Annotated in this window: 16 protein-coding genes; 8 read left to right on the top strand and 8 right to left on the bottom strand. The window is 68.2% G+C overall.

All coding sequences use genetic code 11. The features are described 5' to 3' along the window. Positions 1-145: 145 nt before the first annotated feature. A complete protein-coding gene (locus Q0Q23_RS07005; RefSeq protein WP_001389365.1) occupies positions 146-910 on the bottom strand; it encodes an IS6-like element IS6100 family transposase in 765 nt (254 codons plus the stop codon). Between the two features lie 275 nt (positions 911-1,185). Between Q0Q23_RS07005 and Q0Q23_RS07000 the strand changes: the two genes are divergently transcribed. After that, complete coding sequence (locus Q0Q23_RS07000; RefSeq protein WP_295121376.1) at positions 1,186-1,311, top strand: hypothetical protein; 126 nt, start codon at positions 1,186-1,188, stop codon at positions 1,309-1,311. Between the two features lie 67 nt (positions 1,312-1,378). Here the strand turns inward: Q0Q23_RS07000 and Q0Q23_RS06995 are convergent, their stop codons facing one another. Then, positions 1,379-1,927, bottom strand: a complete 549-nt coding sequence (locus tag Q0Q23_RS06995; protein ID WP_295121374.1) for a hypothetical protein — start codon at positions 1,925-1,927, stop codon at positions 1,379-1,381. Positions 1,928-1,929: 2 nt separating this feature from the next. Between Q0Q23_RS06995 and Q0Q23_RS06990 the strand changes: the two genes are divergently transcribed. Continuing rightward, positions 1,930-2,070, top strand: coding sequence for a hypothetical protein (locus Q0Q23_RS06990; protein WP_295121372.1), 141 nt, complete (start codon positions 1,930-1,932; stop codon positions 2,068-2,070). 34 nt (positions 2,071-2,104) lie between these two features. Here Q0Q23_RS06990 and Q0Q23_RS06985 read toward each other — a convergent pair whose 3' ends face one another. Next, entirely contained in the window at positions 2,105-2,776 is a 672-nt protein-coding gene (locus tag Q0Q23_RS06985; protein WP_295121370.1) for a Type 1 glutamine amidotransferase-like domain-containing protein, read from the bottom strand. Between the two features lie 133 nt (positions 2,777-2,909). On the opposite strand from Q0Q23_RS06985, the gene Q0Q23_RS06980 reads away from it, so the two are divergent. Next, positions 2,910-3,542 carry a septum formation family protein gene (locus tag Q0Q23_RS06980; RefSeq protein ID WP_295121368.1) on the top strand — a complete coding sequence of 211 codons (633 nt, stop codon included), beginning with the start codon at positions 2,910-2,912 and terminating at the stop codon, positions 3,540-3,542. Between the two features lie 44 nt (positions 3,543-3,586). On the opposite strand, the gene Q0Q23_RS06975 is transcribed toward Q0Q23_RS06980, so the two are convergent. Next, a complete protein-coding gene (locus tag Q0Q23_RS06975; protein WP_295121366.1) occupies positions 3,587-5,974 on the bottom strand; it encodes an excinuclease ABC subunit UvrA in 2,388 nt (795 codons plus the stop codon). Positions 5,975-6,150: 176 nt separating this feature from the next. Here Q0Q23_RS06975 and Q0Q23_RS06970 point away from each other — a divergent pair, with 176 nt between their 5' ends. Further along, the gene (locus Q0Q23_RS06970; RefSeq protein ID WP_295121363.1) at positions 6,151-6,783 is read left to right on the top strand and encodes an HdeD family acid-resistance protein; all 633 of its coding nucleotides are present in this window, start codon (positions 6,151-6,153) and stop codon (positions 6,781-6,783) included. On the opposite strand, the gene Q0Q23_RS06965 is transcribed toward Q0Q23_RS06970, so the two are convergent. Further along, entirely contained in the window at positions 6,780-8,777 is a 1,998-nt protein-coding gene (locus Q0Q23_RS06965) for a S9 family peptidase (protein ID WP_295121361.1), read from the bottom strand. The two genes, Q0Q23_RS06970 and Q0Q23_RS06965, sit on opposite strands and share 4 nt — an antisense overlap. Next, complete coding sequence (locus Q0Q23_RS06960; RefSeq protein WP_295121359.1) at positions 8,774-9,562, bottom strand: SDR family oxidoreductase; 789 nt, start codon at positions 9,560-9,562, stop codon at positions 8,774-8,776. The genes Q0Q23_RS06965 and Q0Q23_RS06960 overlap by 4 nt, the downstream gene beginning before the upstream one ends. Positions 9,563-9,689: 127 nt before the next feature. On the opposite strand from Q0Q23_RS06960, the gene Q0Q23_RS06955 reads away from it, so the two are divergent. The 4 genes from Q0Q23_RS06955 (at position 9,690) to Q0Q23_RS06940 (ending at position 12,401) form a co-directional block, all read left to right on the top strand. Next, positions 9,690-10,190, top strand: a complete 501-nt coding sequence (locus tag Q0Q23_RS06955; protein WP_295121357.1) for an NfeD family protein — start codon at positions 9,690-9,692, stop codon at positions 10,188-10,190. Continuing rightward, positions 10,187-11,152: an SPFH domain-containing protein gene (locus Q0Q23_RS06950; RefSeq protein ID WP_295121355.1), complete on the top strand. Its 966-nt coding sequence runs from the start codon at positions 10,187-10,189 to the stop codon at positions 11,150-11,152. The genes Q0Q23_RS06955 and Q0Q23_RS06950 overlap by 4 nt, the downstream gene beginning before the upstream one ends. A 10-nt stretch (positions 11,153-11,162) precedes the next feature. Continuing rightward, positions 11,163-11,912 carry a glycerophosphodiester phosphodiesterase family protein gene (locus tag Q0Q23_RS06945; protein ID WP_295121353.1) on the top strand — a complete coding sequence of 250 codons (750 nt, stop codon included), beginning with the start codon at positions 11,163-11,165 and terminating at the stop codon, positions 11,910-11,912. A 117-nt stretch (positions 11,913-12,029) separates the two neighbouring features. Beyond that, positions 12,030-12,401, top strand: coding sequence for an RNA polymerase-binding protein RbpA (locus Q0Q23_RS06940; protein WP_295121351.1), 372 nt, complete (start codon positions 12,030-12,032; stop codon positions 12,399-12,401). 24 nt (positions 12,402-12,425) lie between these two features. On the opposite strand, the gene lnt is transcribed toward Q0Q23_RS06940, so the two are convergent. Both lnt and Q0Q23_RS06930 read right to left on the bottom strand, forming a co-directional pair. Next, positions 12,426-13,949 (bottom strand): apolipoprotein N-acyltransferase, encoded by a 1,524-nt coding sequence (gene lnt, locus Q0Q23_RS06935; RefSeq protein ID WP_295121402.1) that lies wholly within the window; start codon positions 13,947-13,949, stop codon positions 12,426-12,428. Between the two features lie 133 nt (positions 13,950-14,082). Further along, entirely contained in the window at positions 14,083-16,515 is a 2,433-nt protein-coding gene (locus Q0Q23_RS06930) for an RNA helicase (RefSeq protein WP_295121348.1), read from the bottom strand. Position 16,516: the final 1 nt, after the last annotated feature.

The following is a 16,516-nucleotide window of genomic DNA, read 5'->3' as shown; positions in this document are numbered from 1 at the left end:
TGCGTTCGGTCAAGGTTCTGGACCAGTTGCGTGAGCGCATACGCTACTTGCATTATAGCTTACGAACCGAACAGGCTTATGTCCACTGGGTGGCTCTGTTGCAAAGATTGGCGGCAGTCAGAGGTAGGCTGTCGCTCTGCGCCGATCAGGCGGCTGCTGCGAAATGGTGGTTGAGCATGCCCATGGCCTCCGTCAGCGCCGAGGGCCCAATGCCAAAAGCTCTCTCCACAAGGCGCACCTCGCCCCTGATGCCGGGCTGCAGGCACCAGGGGCGAGCCTGTCCTTTGCGCAGGGCTCGCATGACTTCGAATCCCTTGATCGTGGCATAGGCCGTGGGGATCGATTTGAAACCGCGCACCGGCTTGATCAGTATCTTGAGCTTTCCGTGATCGGCCTCGATCACGTTATTGAGATACTTCACCTGCCGGTGGGCCGTCTCCCGGTCCAGCTTTCCTTCGCGCTTCAATTCGGTGATCGCTGCACCATAGCTCGGCGCTTTGTCGGTATTGAGCGTGGCAGGCTTTTCCCAGTGCTTCAGGCCTCGCAGGGCCTTGCCCAGGAACCGCTTCGCTGCCTTGGCGCTGCGGGTCGGCGACAGGTAGAAATCGATCGTGTCGCCCCGCTTGTCGACTGCCCGGTACAGGTAGGTCCACTTGCCCCGCACCTTGACGTAGGTTTCATCCAGGCGCCAGCTCGGATCAAAGCCACGCCGCCAGAACCAGCGCAGCCGCTTCTCCATCTCCGGGGCGTAGCACTGGACCCAGCGATAGATCGTCGTATGGTCGACCGAAATGCCGCGTTCCGCCAGCATTTCCTCAAGGTCGCGATAGCTGATCGGATAGCGACAATACCAGCGCACCGCCCACAGGATCACATCACCCTGGAAATGGCGCCACTTGAAATCCGTCATCGTTCCGTCCGTCCAATCTCCGCCAAGCATGCTCAAGCTTCACGATTTTTGCAACAGAGCCTGTCTGCGTAACCGGCTCAAACGCGTCCACGCACAGCCCCGGGCGCCTTACCGCTGCTCGACATCGTGTACGGAGAGGCATCTGCGCAGGTCAGAGCCCTCGCCAGACGTCTCGCAGCACCATGTCGCCCGGGGGACCGTGGTGATTCATCTGATGCAATACGCAGACTAGGAACTGACATAATGTGCATTATCAGCGTCCGTTGTTGCCTGTCATGACTCGCATCGACGTGCCCCACGCGGCCGCGCTGCTCATCGGTCGCGTCTTCGTCGCCGACGAGGCCGACCGCAGCACGGCACTGGCACTCGCGAAGCAGATCCACCTCGTGAAAGACACCTGAGGAGTCTGCCTCACGAGCGCTCACCAGAGCCGAACTGCTCAGTGCCGCTCGCCCACGACTAGTCGTATCAGGCGCTATCCGCCAGCGAGCCGCCATCGGCCCGGGCCGCGACCCGGAACGCGAATCGATCTCCCGCCGAGAAGCGGTACTCATCGTCGCACCGGTAACCGCGCAGCCACAGTTGGTGATCGACCACGCGCAGATAGAAGCCCTTCGGAAACTCCACATAGTCGCTCAGCGTCGCCGCGGCGACATTCAGCGCGCCCGTCGGCGACCGTCCGGCCGACAGCACCGAATCGGGTGCGTTGGCCTGTGACGTCAGCGCGAGCCGGAGGTACGGTCCCGTGTCGGGCGGACACAGAGCGAGTCCCTTCGCGCGGGCCGCTCCGAAGATGTCGGGCAACGTCCCTCCCGCGCTCAGGCCGAGATCGCCGGCCGAGCGTTCGACGACTTCGACCTCCTCGGCGTCCCGTAGCTCGAAGACCGGGTGTTCGAGCAGCGTCTGCGCGTGCGCGTTCAGCAGAATGCCGCCGGCCTCCAGTGCCGCTTTCAGCTCGGAGCGGGTGAGACCGCCGACCTGGAGACGCACGTCTCCCCCGGGCTCGACAGGTGGCATGGATGAAGTATATCGGCGGCCCGGGACGGGAGCCTGCGCCGTCGGCGGCCGCCTACGAGCTGTTCCCCGAGGAGTTCGCCGAGCGGCCCAGCGGACGGTTCCTGGCCTTCCTGCTGTTCGACTTGGAGTCGTCGAAGGCCTGAGTCGCGCACGAACCGCCCTCGCGCGCGGGTCCCGTCACCCGCTGAGCCGTTCCCAGTGGCCCTCGCTGATCACCTCGACGACTCCATCGGCGACGGCGATCGCGGTCTGGTCGTCGATCGCATACGCCGGGCCTGGAATCTGCTGCGCCCAACGTCGGGCAGCAGCCTCCGTGTTCCCCGACCATCCGGGGTAGTCCAGGTGCGGGAAGATCGAGAAGTCGATTAGTCCCAGTCCGTCGTCGGGGCCATCCGGCTGCCAGTCGAGGAATTCACGGCCGACGCGCGGGGTCAGCACCATGCTGCCGGCGCTGACGCCCACCCAGACGGTGTCGCGCAGCTCCGACATGAGCTCCGCCAGCTTCGACTGCAGCAGCCAGGTCAGCAGATACCGCGCCTCTCCCCCGTCGACCAGCAGCGCGTCGGCTGCGCGAACCCACCCCGTCCAGCGCTCCTCGGCGATGCTCGGCAGTGCCGTGAGTTCCAGCACACCCACCGACCTCCATCCCAGACCGACGAGGCTCGCGTCGTCGCCCCACCGGTCTGCGGTCGACTTCCACACGGTCTGCGGATTGCAGGCGGGCTGACCCCATTGCGCGGTCGGGATGAAGAGCGCATCGCTGTCGCCGATGGGTTTGCCGAGCAGGCCCACCAGAGCGTCGCGGATGCTCTCGTTGGTCACGCCGCCCGATGTCAACAGAAGCTTCATCCTGGTCCCCCGAATCGATCCGTGATCGCGCGTCGACGCCCCACCATAGCCCCCGCGCCGAGCCGGTGCACCCGCCTGCACGACGATCGCAGTCCACGCGAGAGCGGCGTGCGCGCACTCGTAGGATGAATCGGTGAGTAACAGCCGGCCGCATAGCACGTCCTCCGACGGGTTGTCCCGGCGTGGCTGGATCGTCTTCGTGGCGACCACGGTGGTGGTGCTCATCGCTCTCACGGGCGCTGCGGCCATCGCGCTGGGGGCCTCCACCGACTCCGCGCATACGACGACAGCGCCCGCCCAAGGGGATCAGCTCCGCACTCCCCCGGCTGCCCCGGCTGCCCCGACAGCCACCCCCCGCGGCCTGCCCGCACGAGCGGACACGACCCCTGCGGCGACAGCGCCCTCGCGGCCGATCGGTTCGCTCACCTCGGGTGACTGCCTGCAGACCTATCCGTCGCAATCGGCGGACTCGTATCCGGTCGTCGACTGCGCGTCGCCGCATCTCGCCCAGGTGCTGTGGACCGGTGAACTCCCGCAGCCGCCGGGCGCCGCCTTCCCCGGTACGGACGCCCTGCAGACACAGATCGGCGACCTGTGCCAGCAGCACCTCGACTGGGACTGGGTAGCGGTGTGGAACGAAGACGTCCAGATCGATGAGCGCTACCCGGATTCCGCGACGGCCTGGGCCTCCGGAGGGCGCACCTATTACTGCTTCGTCTACACGTACTCACGCCATGAGCTCACCGGGAGCGCCCTCGCGCGCTGACGACCCGGCCACGCCCCACGAAGATCGACCGGGGCCCGGGCGGCTCAGGCGTCGACGTACTGGGCCAGGTGCTGGCCCGTGAGAGTCGACCGTGCGGCGACGAGTTCCGCGGGCGTCCCCTCGAACACGACGCGACCGCCGTCGTGCCCTGCGCCGGGGCCGAGATCGATGATCCAGTCGGCGTGGGCCATCACCGCCTGGTGGTGCTCGATGACGATGACCGACTTGCCGGCGTCGACCAGGCGGTCGAGGAGCGTGAGCAGCTGCGCCACATCGGCCAGATGGAGGCCCGTCGTCGGCTCGTCGAGCACATACACGCCGCCCTTCTCGGCCATGTGCGTCGCCAGCTTCAGCCGCTGACGCTCGCCGCCCGACAGCGTCGTCAGCGGCTGGCCGATGGTGAGGTAGCCGAGGCCGACATCGGCGAGGCGCCGCAGGATGGCGTGGGCGGCCGGGAGGCGGCCGTCGCCGGTCGAGAAGAACGACTCCGCCTCATCGACCGACAGCGCGAGCACCTCACTGATGTCCCGTCCCCCGAACGTGTACCCCAGCACGGATGCGTCGAATCGCCGGCCCTCGCAGACCTCGCAGACCGTGGAGACACCGGCCATCACGCCCAGATCCGTGTAGATGACGCCGGCGCCGTTGCAGTTCGGGCAGGCGCCCTCCGAGTTCGCGCTGAAGAGAGCGGGTTTCACTCCGTTCGCCTTCGCGAACGCCTTGCGGATCGGCTCGAGCAACCCGGTATAGGTCGCCGGGTTGCTGCGACGCGAACCGCGGATGGCCGCCTGATCGACGGACACGACCTCGTCGCGCGGTGAGACCGAACCATGGATGAGCGAGCTCTTGCCCGATCCCGCGACACCCGTCACGACCACCAGGACGCCGAGCGGGATGTCCACGTCCACCTCGCGCAGGTTGTGGTCGCGCGCGCCGCGCACCTCCAGAACGCCGGTCCGCGACCGCACCGACTCCTTGACGGATGAGCGGTCGTCCAGATGCCGTCCGGTGAGTGTGCCGCTTCCCCGCAACCCGTCGATCGTCCCCTCATAGACGATCTCTCCCCCGGCCGCGCCCGCCCGCGGCCCCAGGTCGACTACGTGGTCGGCGATCGCAATCATCTCGGGCTTGTGCTCGACCACGAGTACGGTGTTGCCCTTGTCGCGCAACTGCACCAGGAGCCGGTTCATCCGCTGAATGTCGTGCGGGTGCAGCCCGACGGACGGCTCGTCGAAGACGTAGGTGATGTCGGTCAGCGACGATCCGAGGTGGCGGATCATCTTCGTCCGCTGCGCTTCGCCGCCCGACAGTGTTCCGGAGGGACGGTCCAGCGAGAGGTAGCCGAGGCCGATGTCGACGAACGAGTCGAGGGTGCCCTGGAGGTTGGCGAGAAGCGGGGCCACGCTCGGCTCGCGCAGCCGGCGCACCCATTCGGCGAGGTCGCTCAACTGCATGGCGCAGACGTCGGCGATGCTGACGCCCTCGATCAGCGACGAGCGTGCGCCCTCGTTGAGCCGGGTACCGTGACATTCCGGGCAGGGGGCGAAGGTGACAGCGCGCTCCACGAACGCACGGATGTGCGGCTGCATCGCGTCGACGTCCTTGGACAGCATCGACTTCTGCACGCGCGGCACGAGGCCCTCGTACGTGAGGTTGATGCCGTTGATCTTGACCTTCAGCGGCTCCTTGTAGAGGAAATCATGCAGCTCCGTCGCCGAGTAGTCGCGGATCGGCTTGTCGGGGTCGAAGAATCCCGACTCGCTGAACATGCGCACCGACCAGCCGTCGGCCGTGTACCCGGGAACGGTGATGGCGCCCCCGCTCAGCGACTTCGCGTCGTCGTAGAGCTGGGTCAAGTCGATCTCGGACGCCGTGCCCATCCCCTCGCAGTGGGGGCACATCCCGCCCGTCTGCTCGAAGGTGCGCCGTACGGTCGAGCCTTCCTTGCCCTCGATCGTGATCGCGCCGGAGCCCCGCACCGTCGGGATGTTGAACGAGAACGCCTGCGGCGAGCCGATGTGCGGTCGCCCGAGTCGGCTGAACAGGATGCGCAGCAACGCGTTCGCGTCGGTGACGGTTCCGACGGTCGAGCGTGCGTTGGCACCCATCCGCTCCTGGTCGACCAGGATCGCCGTCGTGAGGCCCTCGAGCACGTCGACGTCCGGGCGGGCCAGGGACGGCATGAAACCCTGCACGAACGCGCTGTAGGTCTCGTTGATCAGCCGCTGCGATTCGGCGGCGATCGTCCCGAACACCAGGGAGCTCTTGCCCGAGCCGGAAACGCCGGTGAACACCGTCAGGCGACGCTTCGGGAGGTCGACGCTCACGTCCTTGAGGTTGTTCTCACGCGCGCCCCGTACGCGGATGACGTCGTGGGCGTCCGCCGCGTACGCACTGTCGGCTGGGGTGTTCGTCGTGGTGGCCGTGGTCATACCTGCTCCGTCCGTTCGGTCTCCACCTCGATCTAAGCAGGTGCCCCCGACTCGGCACCCCTCCCCCGTGGCCGGGAAACGCCGATCACCGCTGCGATGTTCACAGCGCATTATCAGTAAAGTCGGCACCACGGCCCGGGAACACCGCGGCCGCGTCCTCTGAAAGGGTGTGTGCGATGTCCTCCACCGATCCGCTCCGATCCGCTGTTCACGACCTCTCCCTCGACGCTTCCGGGATGACGCGTTCCGCCATCAACGGGATCCGTGCCGTCATCGGCATCAGCGGCGCCGTGGCCGTCGTCCTCGGGATCGTGCTGCTCTTCTGGCCGGCGAAGACGATCGAGGTGCTCGCCGTCTTCCTGGGCATCTACTTCCTGATCGCGGGAATCATGCGCATCGGCATGGGGATCTTCAGCCGCGGGATCGGAGGCGGCATCCGGACGCTCAGCATCGTCCTCGGCGTCCTCCTCGTGATCGCCGGGGTGGTGGCACTGAAGAACGTCTCCACGGCCGCCACGGTGCTGGTCATCTTCGCGCTCGCGTTCATCGGCGTCGGCTGGATCATCGAGGGAGTGATGGCACTCGTCGACGCGGGGCGCGGCGTCGCCTCCGGCTGGGCGATCGCCTATGGCATCCTGAGCATCCTCGCCGGTCTCGTGGTGCTGTTCCTTCCGGCGTCCTCCGCGGTCTTCCTCATCCTGTTCGCCGCGATCTCGCTGATCGTCCTCGGCATCATCGGAATCGTCCGCGCGTTCACCTTCGGCCGCGACGCGCTCAAGACGACCGGCCCCGCGACCGCCGCCGCCTAGCGACTGCCGCCCGCCACCGGGAGGTGGCGCTGCCACCAATCGAGGATGATCTCGAAGCGCTCCCGACGATGCCGGGGACGACCGGAGCGGCTGAGCTCGTGGTCTTCGCCCGGGAAGATGACGAGCTCGGCCTCGACGCCGTTGCGCTTCAGCGCTGCGTAGTAGCGCTCGGCCTGACCCAGCGGGCAGCGCAGGTCGTTGGCGGAGTGCATGACGAGGGTCGGAGTGGACACCCGGTCGACGACCGCCTGCGGGCTCTGCGCCGCGATGGCGGCCGGATCGGTTCCGGTGTACTCGTCGCTGAAGAAGCTCCCGATGTCGCTCGTGCCCATGAACGCCGCCGGGTCGAGGAAGCCGCGCTCGACGATTGCCGCCGCGAACCGGTGATCGTGGGCGATCGTCCAGGCGGTGAGATAGCCGCCGTACGATCCTCCCATCACACCCACGCGCTCGGCGTCGAGACCCGGCACCGCCGCGCACGCGCCGTCGAGGTAGTCGAGGACGTCGTCGAGGTCGACCGTGCCCATCCGCTGACGGATGGTGCGTCCGTGCTCCTGCCCGTAGCCGGCGGACCCGCGCGGGTTGCACAGCACGACCGCGTAGCCGGCGGCGGCGTACACCTGCGCCTCGTCGAACAGCGCCGCCGTGTACGCGGCGAACGGTCCGCCGTGGATGTTCAGCAGGACCGGGTGCGGGCCCACGCCCTCCGGCGCGACGACCCAGCCATGGATCGGGTAGCCGTCGCGCCCCTCGATCGTGAGTTCGCGCGGGGCGATGACGCCGCGCTCGCGCAGTTCGCGCGAGAAGTCGGTCAGCGTGCGAACGCCGTCGCCGCCGACGACGGCGACATCGCCCGTCGTGCCGGCGTTCGCGATGCTCGCGACGATCGTCTCGCCCGCGGTTCCGACGCCGTTCACGACGGTGACGTCGTCGGTGAGCCGTCGTGAGGTGCCGTCGGCCTGGACCTCCGTCAGCACCAGCGCACCGCGGCGCCGGTCGGTCACGAGCACGCTGTCATCGCGGTAGGCGACGATGTCCGACTCGGTGAGGTCGACGGTCTCGGGGTCCGTCAGTCTCCGTGGCGTGGATCCGGGACGCTCGATGGTGTAGAGCGCAGTGTTCCTGGCCACGAAGTCGCGGCCGCTCTCCCCCACGTCCTGTGCACTGAAGTAGAGCGCACCGTTGAGCCCGTACCCGACGGCGACGATCGAGAAACTGCCGTGCTCTCCCGTCACGTCGACAGGATCGCCGCTGCCGTCGATCGGTACGGTGAACACGCTCGAACGGAGGTCGTCGTCGCGCGTCTCGTGTCGGGCCGACACGAACGCCACGGTGGTGCCGTCCGGCGAGAACGCGATGGTCGTGTCGTCCCACTCCCCCGAGGTGAGTGCCCGCGGCGTGGCCGACGTCGGCGCAGGGGCCGTGGTGCCGTCCGGCTCGGCGACCGGGACGATCGCCGGCTCGGCCCAGACGTCCGGGGCCGCCACGACGTACACGTGAGCGCGGCGATCGGTGATGTAGCCGAGGCCGTTCTGCTGATATTTCACGGTGTCGATGCGACGCGGGCGCTCCGCGCCGGCATCGATGCCCTCGACGGTGCCGTAACGGCCCTGCTCGGGCTCGCGGCTCACGAACGCGAGCGAGCGGCCGTCCGGCGCCCACGCCAACTCGGTGACTCCGAGCGTGCGATCTGTGACTGCGACCGGCTCGCCTCCCGCAGCGTCGACCACGTACAGCTGCGGTGCCGACTTCGGAAGGGACCGGAGGAAGGCGATCAGCCGCCCGTCCGGAGAGAAGCGCGGCGCGGTGTCGCGGAAGCCGCGGGTGAGGCGGCGCGGAGCCGCGTGCCCGGAGAGCGGGATGTTCCAGAGCTGGCCGACCGACGCGTCGGCCGTCAGCGAGGGATGCGTCACCGCCACGACCGCGCGGCCGCCTCCCGGGTGCACGGTGGGCCGGGAGACCCCGACGAGGAGTTCGAGGTCGGCCGGCCTCATTCGGAGACCGGCTCGAAGCTCGACACGTCACCGACCAGGCGGGTGTGGTCGGCCGGGACGGCGTCGACGACGGCGGCCGCCACCTCGGCTGCGAACTCGCCGACGTTGTAGAGCCGCCCGGCGGCCTCCTTGCGCGCGTCGATCGCGCCGGGGTTCAGCCGGTTGAGCAGTGTCGCCGTGATCGTTCCCTCGATCATGTCGCCGGAGACGACGACGAACTCGATCCCCTTCTCGGCGAGGCCGGGAAGCAGGGCGCGCAGGGCGTCCTCGCCCGCGCGCTTGCTCAGGGCGACCGCTTCGTACTCGGGCATGGTGGGCGTCGTGCGGATGAAGTGCGCCTGGTGGCTGGTGACGAACACCACACGCGAGCCCGGCCCCATCAGCGGCAGAGCAGCGTTGAGCACGTCGACCTGGGCGTCGCGGTTGAGCTGCATCGCGTAGTCCTCCGCCATGCCCGACTCCATGCCTCCCGAGGCGTTGAGCACCAGGATGTCGAGGCCGCCCCAGGCGTCGGCGACCGTTCGGAGCAGCGCCTCGACGGAGGTGCGATCGGTGAGGTCGGCGCCGACGGTGATCGCGGTGCCGCCCTTCTCGCGGATCGCGTCGGCCAGCTTGACGGCGCGCGCCTCCTTGTTCCGGTAGTTGATCGCGACGGAGGCGCCGGCGTCGGCGAGGTACTGCACGGTGTCGGCTCCGATCCCGCGCGACGAACCGGTGACGAGGGCGCGCTTGCCCTCGAGGCTGCCGGGTTCGAGCGGGCTGGCGGACGCGGACGGGTTGGACACGGATACTCCTCGAGCGTTGGACGACACGGCTTTCTGAGACTACCAAGTGGGTTCGCTGCGGCCGAGCCCGCTGATGCTAGCGTCGTATTAAGTTAGTGACATAGCGAATGCTGGGAGGGGGCCGCTGATGGACATCACATCGTTCGCCTGGATCGCCTGGCTGGTCCTCATCTTGATCTTCATCATCATCGAGATGCTGACGCTCGACTTCGTCTTCCTCATGATCGCGATCGGCAGCGTCGGCGGGCTGGTGGCAGGTCTGCTCGGAGCTCCGTGGTGGCTCCAGCTGGTGATCGCCGCCGCCTTGTCCGTCGTTCTGGTCTTCTTCATCCGACCTCCCCTGCTCCATCGCCTCAAGCGGGGCGGCGACCCCACCAAGAGCAACGTGGACGCGCTGATCGGGATGTCGGGCGTCGTCGTGTCGAACGTCTCGCGCACGGCAGGCCTCGTCAAGCTCGCTGTCGGGGAGACCTGGACCGCGCGCCTGTCGACGACGCCGGGCGGCCCGCTGGAGCTCGTCCCGGGCGAACACGTGATCGTTCTGAGCATCGAGGGCGCGACAGCCGTCGTCGCCCCGTCACCTGTGTCGGCGGGGGCCGACGGCCGCACCGAGAGGAGCATCCCGTGACCGATGTCACCCAGCTCGTCGTGACCATCGTCGTCTCGATCATCATCCTGGTGATCGCGATCTTCGTCCTGGTCACGCTGTTCCGCGCCATCCGGATCATCCCGCAGGCGCGGGCGGGTGTGGTGGAGCGGCTGGGCCGCTATCACAAGACGCTCACCCCGGGCCTGAATGTGGTCGTGCCCTTCATCGACAAGGTCCGTCCGCTCATCGATCTGCGCGAGCAGGTCGTCTCCTTCCCGCCGCAGCCGGTGATCACCGAGGACAACCTCGTGGTCTCCATCGACACGGTGGTGTACTTCCAGGTCACGGACGCTCGCGCCGCGACGTACGAGATCGCCAACTACCTCGGCGCGGTCGAGCAGCTGACCACGACGACCCTCCGCAACGTGGTCGGCGGCCTCAACCTCGAAGCGGCACTGACCAGTCGCGACAACATCAACGGCCAGTTGCGACTCGTACTCGACGAAGCCACCGGCAAGTGGGGAATCCGCGTGTCCCGCGTCGAGCTGAAGGCGATCGACCCGCCGGTGTCCATCCAGGACTCGATGGAGAAGCAGATGCGCGCCGAACGCGACCGGCGCGCGCTGATCCTGACGGCCGAGGGCACGAAGCAGTCCGAGATCCTCAACGCGGAGGGTCTGCGTCAGGCCGCGATCCTCAAGGCGGAGGGTGACGCGAAGGCGGCCGTGCTCCGCGCGGAGGGCGAGGCGAAGGCGATCACCACGGTGTTCGGCGCGATCCACGAGGGCAACCCCGACAATCTGCTGCTGGCGTATCAGTACCTTCAGACCCTGCCGAAGCTCGCCGAGGGCTCCGCGAACAAGCTCTGGGTGATCCCGAGCGAGCTGACGGAGGCGCTCAAGGGCATCGGACAGGCATTCGGTCCGAAGGACGCACCTGCCGCCGGCCCCGGCGCGCCCGGGGTCGTACCCGCCTCGACGCCGCCCGCTCCCCCGGCGTGACCGTGCTCGCGTGACGTTCCTGGACGGAGCGCCGCCGCGCATCATCGCGCATCGGGGACTCGCGATCGACGCACCGGAGAACACACTCCTCGCCTTCCTCACGGCGCTGAACGCCGGTGCCACCCACCTCGAGACCGACGTCCACGCGTCCGCCGACGGTGTCGCCGTGATCAGCCACGACCCGGATCTGACGCGTATCGCCGGCCGCGACCTCCGGGTCGAGCAGTTGACGATGGCCGAGCTGCGGCGCATCCCCCTCGAGCACGGGCAGAGCCTTCCGTCTCTGGCGGAGGCGCTCGATGCGTTCCCCGACGCCCGATTCAACATCGACATCAAGGACGAGCGGGCGGCGGCGCCGACTGCGGCCGCCATTCTGGACGCACGGGCCACCGATCGGGTGCTCCTCACGAGCTTCTCTGCATCGCGCAGGGCCGCGGCAGCAGCAGCCCTGCCCGGCGTGGCTGTGTCGCCGTCGGTTTCCGAGTTCGTGCCGGCCCTCATCGGCGCCAAGCTGGGCATCCGGCCGCTGACCGCCCGTGCGCTCCGTCCGTTCGTCGCGGTGCAGATCCCCGAACGGCGCGGTCCGCTGCGCCTCGTCACACCGCGCACGGTCCGTGCGATTCACGGCGCCGGCGCGGAGGTGCACGTCTGGACGGTCGACGATGTCGCCGCGATGAGCCGCCTGCTCGCAGTCGGCGTCGACGGCATCGTCACGAACCGGTGCGACCTGCTGAGCGACCTGGTCCACTCCCGCGACTGAGGCGAAGAGTCGGCCGTGACGCTGTGAGCCCACTGAGAGTGATGGGCCTCGCGGAAAGATAATCCCCAGCTTGTTGGTTTATAAAAGTGAGGATTCGCGCGAAGAGGAGACCACACGATGGCAGATCGCAGTTTGCGCGGAATGAGGCTTGGCGCCCAGAGCTTACAAAGTGAAGAAGGCGTCGTCTACTCTCCGCGTACCCGTTACACCTACCTGTGCCCGAGCTGCGGCAAGGAGACCGAAATGGTCTTCTCGGCCGAAGCCGAGGCCCCCGATGCCTGGGAGTGCAAGCACTGCGGCCACGAGGCCCGGTTGCTGATCGACGACAAGCCCGTCGAGATCGATCACTCCGACGTCAAGGCGCCGCGCAGCCACTGGGACATGCTCCTGGAGCGGCGCACCCGCGCCGAGCTCGAGGAACTCCTCGAGGAGCGCCTGCAGTACCTGCGCGCGCGGCGCGGCGCGAGCGAGCACAAGCACACCGCCTGACGCCGCTCGCCGACTCAGCCCCTCTCACCCACGCCGTGAGAGGGGCTTTACCGTGTGAGGATCCGGCAGTCGCCGCGCGAACGCTGCCACCATCAACCCGAAGAGCCCGAGGCCGGCGACCAGGAACTCGATTCCCCGGCTGAGCAGCGTCGCGGGCGTGGTCGTCGTGCCGATCGGCACGTCCGCCACCAGGTGGCCCGGGCGGAACGGCGGGATCATGGAGATCGTGCGGCCGTCCGGAGCGATGATCTGACTGCTCCCGACGGTCGAGATGTTCACCAGTGCACGTCCCGACTCGATCGCCCGCAACCGTGCGATGGCCAGCTGCTGCTGGTTCTCGTCGGTCTCGCCGAAGTCGGCGTTGTTGGTCTGGGCGAGGATGACCTGCGCCCCGCCCTGCATCATGTCGGTGAGCAGCTGGTCGTCGACGATGTCGAAGCAGATCGAGATGCCGGCCCGCACACCGTTGACGTCGAACACGTTGTCGCGCGTTCCCGGAGTGTAGTCGCGATCGATGAGGTCGATCAGCGACGGGGCGAACGGCCGCCAGAACGAGCGGTCGGGCACATACTCGCCGAACGGCACGGGATGCTTCTTGTCGTAGTAGTCGACGGCGCCCTTGCCGGCCTCCCACTGCAACGACGTGTTGTAGTACTTGCCGTCGCGGTACGTGATCGTGCCGACGATGAACGGGGCGCCGAACCTCCGCGCGAGGGTGTCGAGAGCGGCGGCGCTGGCCGGGTCTCGTGTCGGGTCGGGCAGGACGGCGCCTTCGGGCCAGACGACCATGTCGACCTTGTGGCGGCCGGTGACCTGCCGCAGCGGAATGGCCCTGGTCGCCTCGACCTGCGCGTTCAGCACGGCATACGGCTGGTTGGCCGGGTCGAAGAAGCCGGCAGGACCGTTGCCCTGCACAGCAGCGATCCGGGTGGTCCCGTGCGTCGTGGCCGGCCAAGCGGGCACGCCGAGTACGAGCGCCACGGCCGCGCCGGCGAGCGCGGCCCGGAGGGCCGGCCGCACATCGATCGCGAAGGCGGACTCGACGATCAGGGCGACCAGCCAGACCATCACGAAGCTCACTCCGGAGATTCCGAGCCAGGCCGTGAGCGGCGCGAACGGGCTCAGCGATTGCGACTCGGCGACCCGGCCCCATGAGAACCCGCCATAGGGCCACGTGCCCGTGACGTACTCGCGCAGAACCCAGAGACCGGCGACGACCACGGGCACGAGCCCCAGCCGGCCGGCGATCCCCGGCCACGCACGCGGAACCCACCGATACGCCAGCGAGATCAGGATGCCGCCCACACCCCAGAACAGCGCCTCGAGCGTCGACAGCGCCACCCAGGGAACCGGTCCCAGATAGAGAGCGGTCCACGACACGTGCACGAGATAGAACGACTCTCCGGCCAGCCAGCCGACGAGGAAGGCCGACCCCGCACGCCGGCCGCGCTGGGCGAGCAACACCATCGCGATCCCCACGAACGTGAGCGGCCACCAGTCCCGGTCGGGGAAGCCGGCATCGAGCACGGGCCCGGCTGCCAGGGCCATCAGCACTGCGAGCCACAACGGCAGCGGGGCACGCGCCAGGGGTGCGCGCAGCGATCGGGTCACGAAGGGAGAGCCTAAGGCATGCCGCTCTGCGCCCTGCTCAGGATGACCGCCGCGTCCTCTTCCAGCCCGTTCAGGCAACGGCGGAGTAGGCGACGATGCCGCGGCGGATCGATTCCAGTGCCTGCCGGGCGGTGCGGCCCACGTTGCCCTGCGCGACCAGCGAGAGCTGGTCCAGGAGGTCGATCGTCTGCTTGGCCCACCGCACGAAGTCACCCGCCGCCATGTCGGCCTCCCGCAGCACGACGTCGAGCGTCGCCCCGCGAGCCCACTGGTACATCGCCAGCGCGAGCGCCGTCGAGATAGGATCGCTGCCCGGAAGTCGGTTGTCCCGTTCCAGATCGTCGAGTCGGGCCCAGAGGTCGGTCGTGCGGTCGAGTGCCGGTCGGAAGGCGCCGCGCGGCAGATTCCTGTCGTGCGCCAGCCCTTCGTCGCGGCGCGGCTCGAACACCAGCGAGCACGCCATCGCGGCGAGACTCGCCGCGTCGAGGTCCTTCCACACGCCCCGGCGCAGGCACTCGGCCACCAGGAGGTCGCGTTCACCGTAGATCCGCTTGAGCGTGCGGCCGTGCACGGTCAGCGTCGTCTCGCCGTCGGCCTCCGTCAGGTACTCCAACTCCAGGAGTACGTCGGAGACGCGGTCGAAGACCTTCGCCACCGCACCGGTGCGCGACTGGATCTGCGCGCTGAGCCGGTCGGTGTCGCGTTTGAGCTTCCACCACCGCTCGGCCCAGCGAGCGTGCTGCTCCCGATCGGGGCAGCGGTGGCACGGGTGTTCCCGCAGGCGCTTGCGGAGCGCCGCGAGCTGGCGTTGCCGCTTGTCTCGATCCGACCGCGAGGCGTTCTCGCTGCGCTGACCCTTCTTCTCCAGATCGGTGAGCTCGCGCCGAATGCGGGAGTACTCGCGGAAGTCGCCCAGATGGCAGGTCATCGCCTTCTCGTAGCCGGCGAGCGACTCCTCCTGTTGTTTGACCTTGCGGGCCAGATCGACCACGGCGCGGTCGGCCTGGAACTGCGCAAAGGACGATTCCAGGATCTCGCGCGTGCGCTGCCGCCCGAACTGATCGACCAGGTTGACGGCCATGTTGTAGGTGGGCCGGAAGCTCGAGTTCAGCGGGTAGCTGCGCCGCGAGGCGAGCGAGGCCACCGACTGCGGGTCGAGCCCGTCCTCCCACTGGATGACGGAGTGACCCTCGACGTCGATTCCGCGCCGACCCGCGCGGCCGGTGAGCTGGGTGTACTCCCCCGGAGTTATCGGAACCCGGGACTCCCCGTTGAACTTCTCGAGCTTCTCGAGCACCACGGTGCGGGCGGGCATGTTGATGCCGAGCGCGAGCGTCTCCGTCGCGAACACGACCTTCACCAGCTTGCGGCGGAACAGCTCTTCCACGACCTCCTTGAAGGCAGGCAGGAGGCCGGCGTGGTGGGCGGCCACGCCGCGCTCGAGGCCCTCCAGCCATTCCCAGTAGCCCAGGACGGCGAGGTCTTCGTCGAGCAGCGTGCGGCAACGTTCTTCGACGATGGCACGGATCTCCTCGCGCTCACGTGCCTCGGTGAGTCGGATGCCTTCCCGCAGCGTCTGTCGAACGGCCGCATCGCAGCCGTTCCGGCTGAAGATGAAGAAGATGGCCGGCAGCAGGTTGTGCTCGCCGAGCAGCCGGACGAGATCCGCCCGGTTCATCCGGAACGTGTCCGGCCGGCCGCCGCGTGAGTGGTAGCGCCCGACATCGCGCATCTGGCGACTGCTGAGCACGCGGCCTCCGTAGCGCGCCATCTGCACGAGCTCCGGGTTCACCCGGTTGGTGGCGGCGAGGCCGGACGAGTCGAACAGGTCGATGAGCTTGGAGCGCATGAGGATGTGCTGCTCCAGCGGGACGGGCCGCTCCTCCGAGACGACGACGTCGGTGTCGCCGCGCACCGCCTGCAGCCAGTCGCCGAACTCCTCCGCGTTCGACACCGTGGCGCTGAGGGAGACCATACGGACCGCCGCGGGCAGGTGGATGATGACCTCCTCCCACACGGCGCCGCGGAAACGGTCGGCCAGGTAATGCACCTCGTCCATCACCACGTACGCGAGGTCGACGAGCAGATCCGAATCCGCATAGAGCATGTTGCGCAGGACCTCAGTCGTCATCACGACGATCCGGGCGTGCGAGTTGATGTTCGTGTCGCCGGTGAGCAGGCCCACGGAATCGGCACCGCAGGCCGCCACGAACTCCTGGTACTTCTGGTTGCTGAGCGCCTTCATCGGCGTGGTGTAGAAGACCTTCGCGTCGCCCTCGCGCATGGCGAGGAACACGGCGAACTCGGCCACGATCGTCTTGCCCGCGCCGGTCGGCGCCGCGACCAGGACGCTGCGGCCGTTCTCGAGGCTCGCGCACGCTTCGCGCTGGAACGGGTCGAGGTCGAAGCGCAGCCCCGCTCGAAACGTCTCGAGAAGCGGCTGTTTGGCTCGTTGCCGGGAGGCGGCGAACCGTTCGGCCGGAGAGAGCTGCTGGTCGGTCACC

It is taken from the genome of uncultured Leifsonia sp., from assembly GCF_945957465.1.
Taxonomy (GTDB): Bacteria; Actinomycetota; Actinomycetes; order Actinomycetales; family Microbacteriaceae; genus Leifsonia.
Note: the sequence above shows the minus strand (reverse complement) of the source record. Positions and strands in the feature narration are given on the sequence as shown.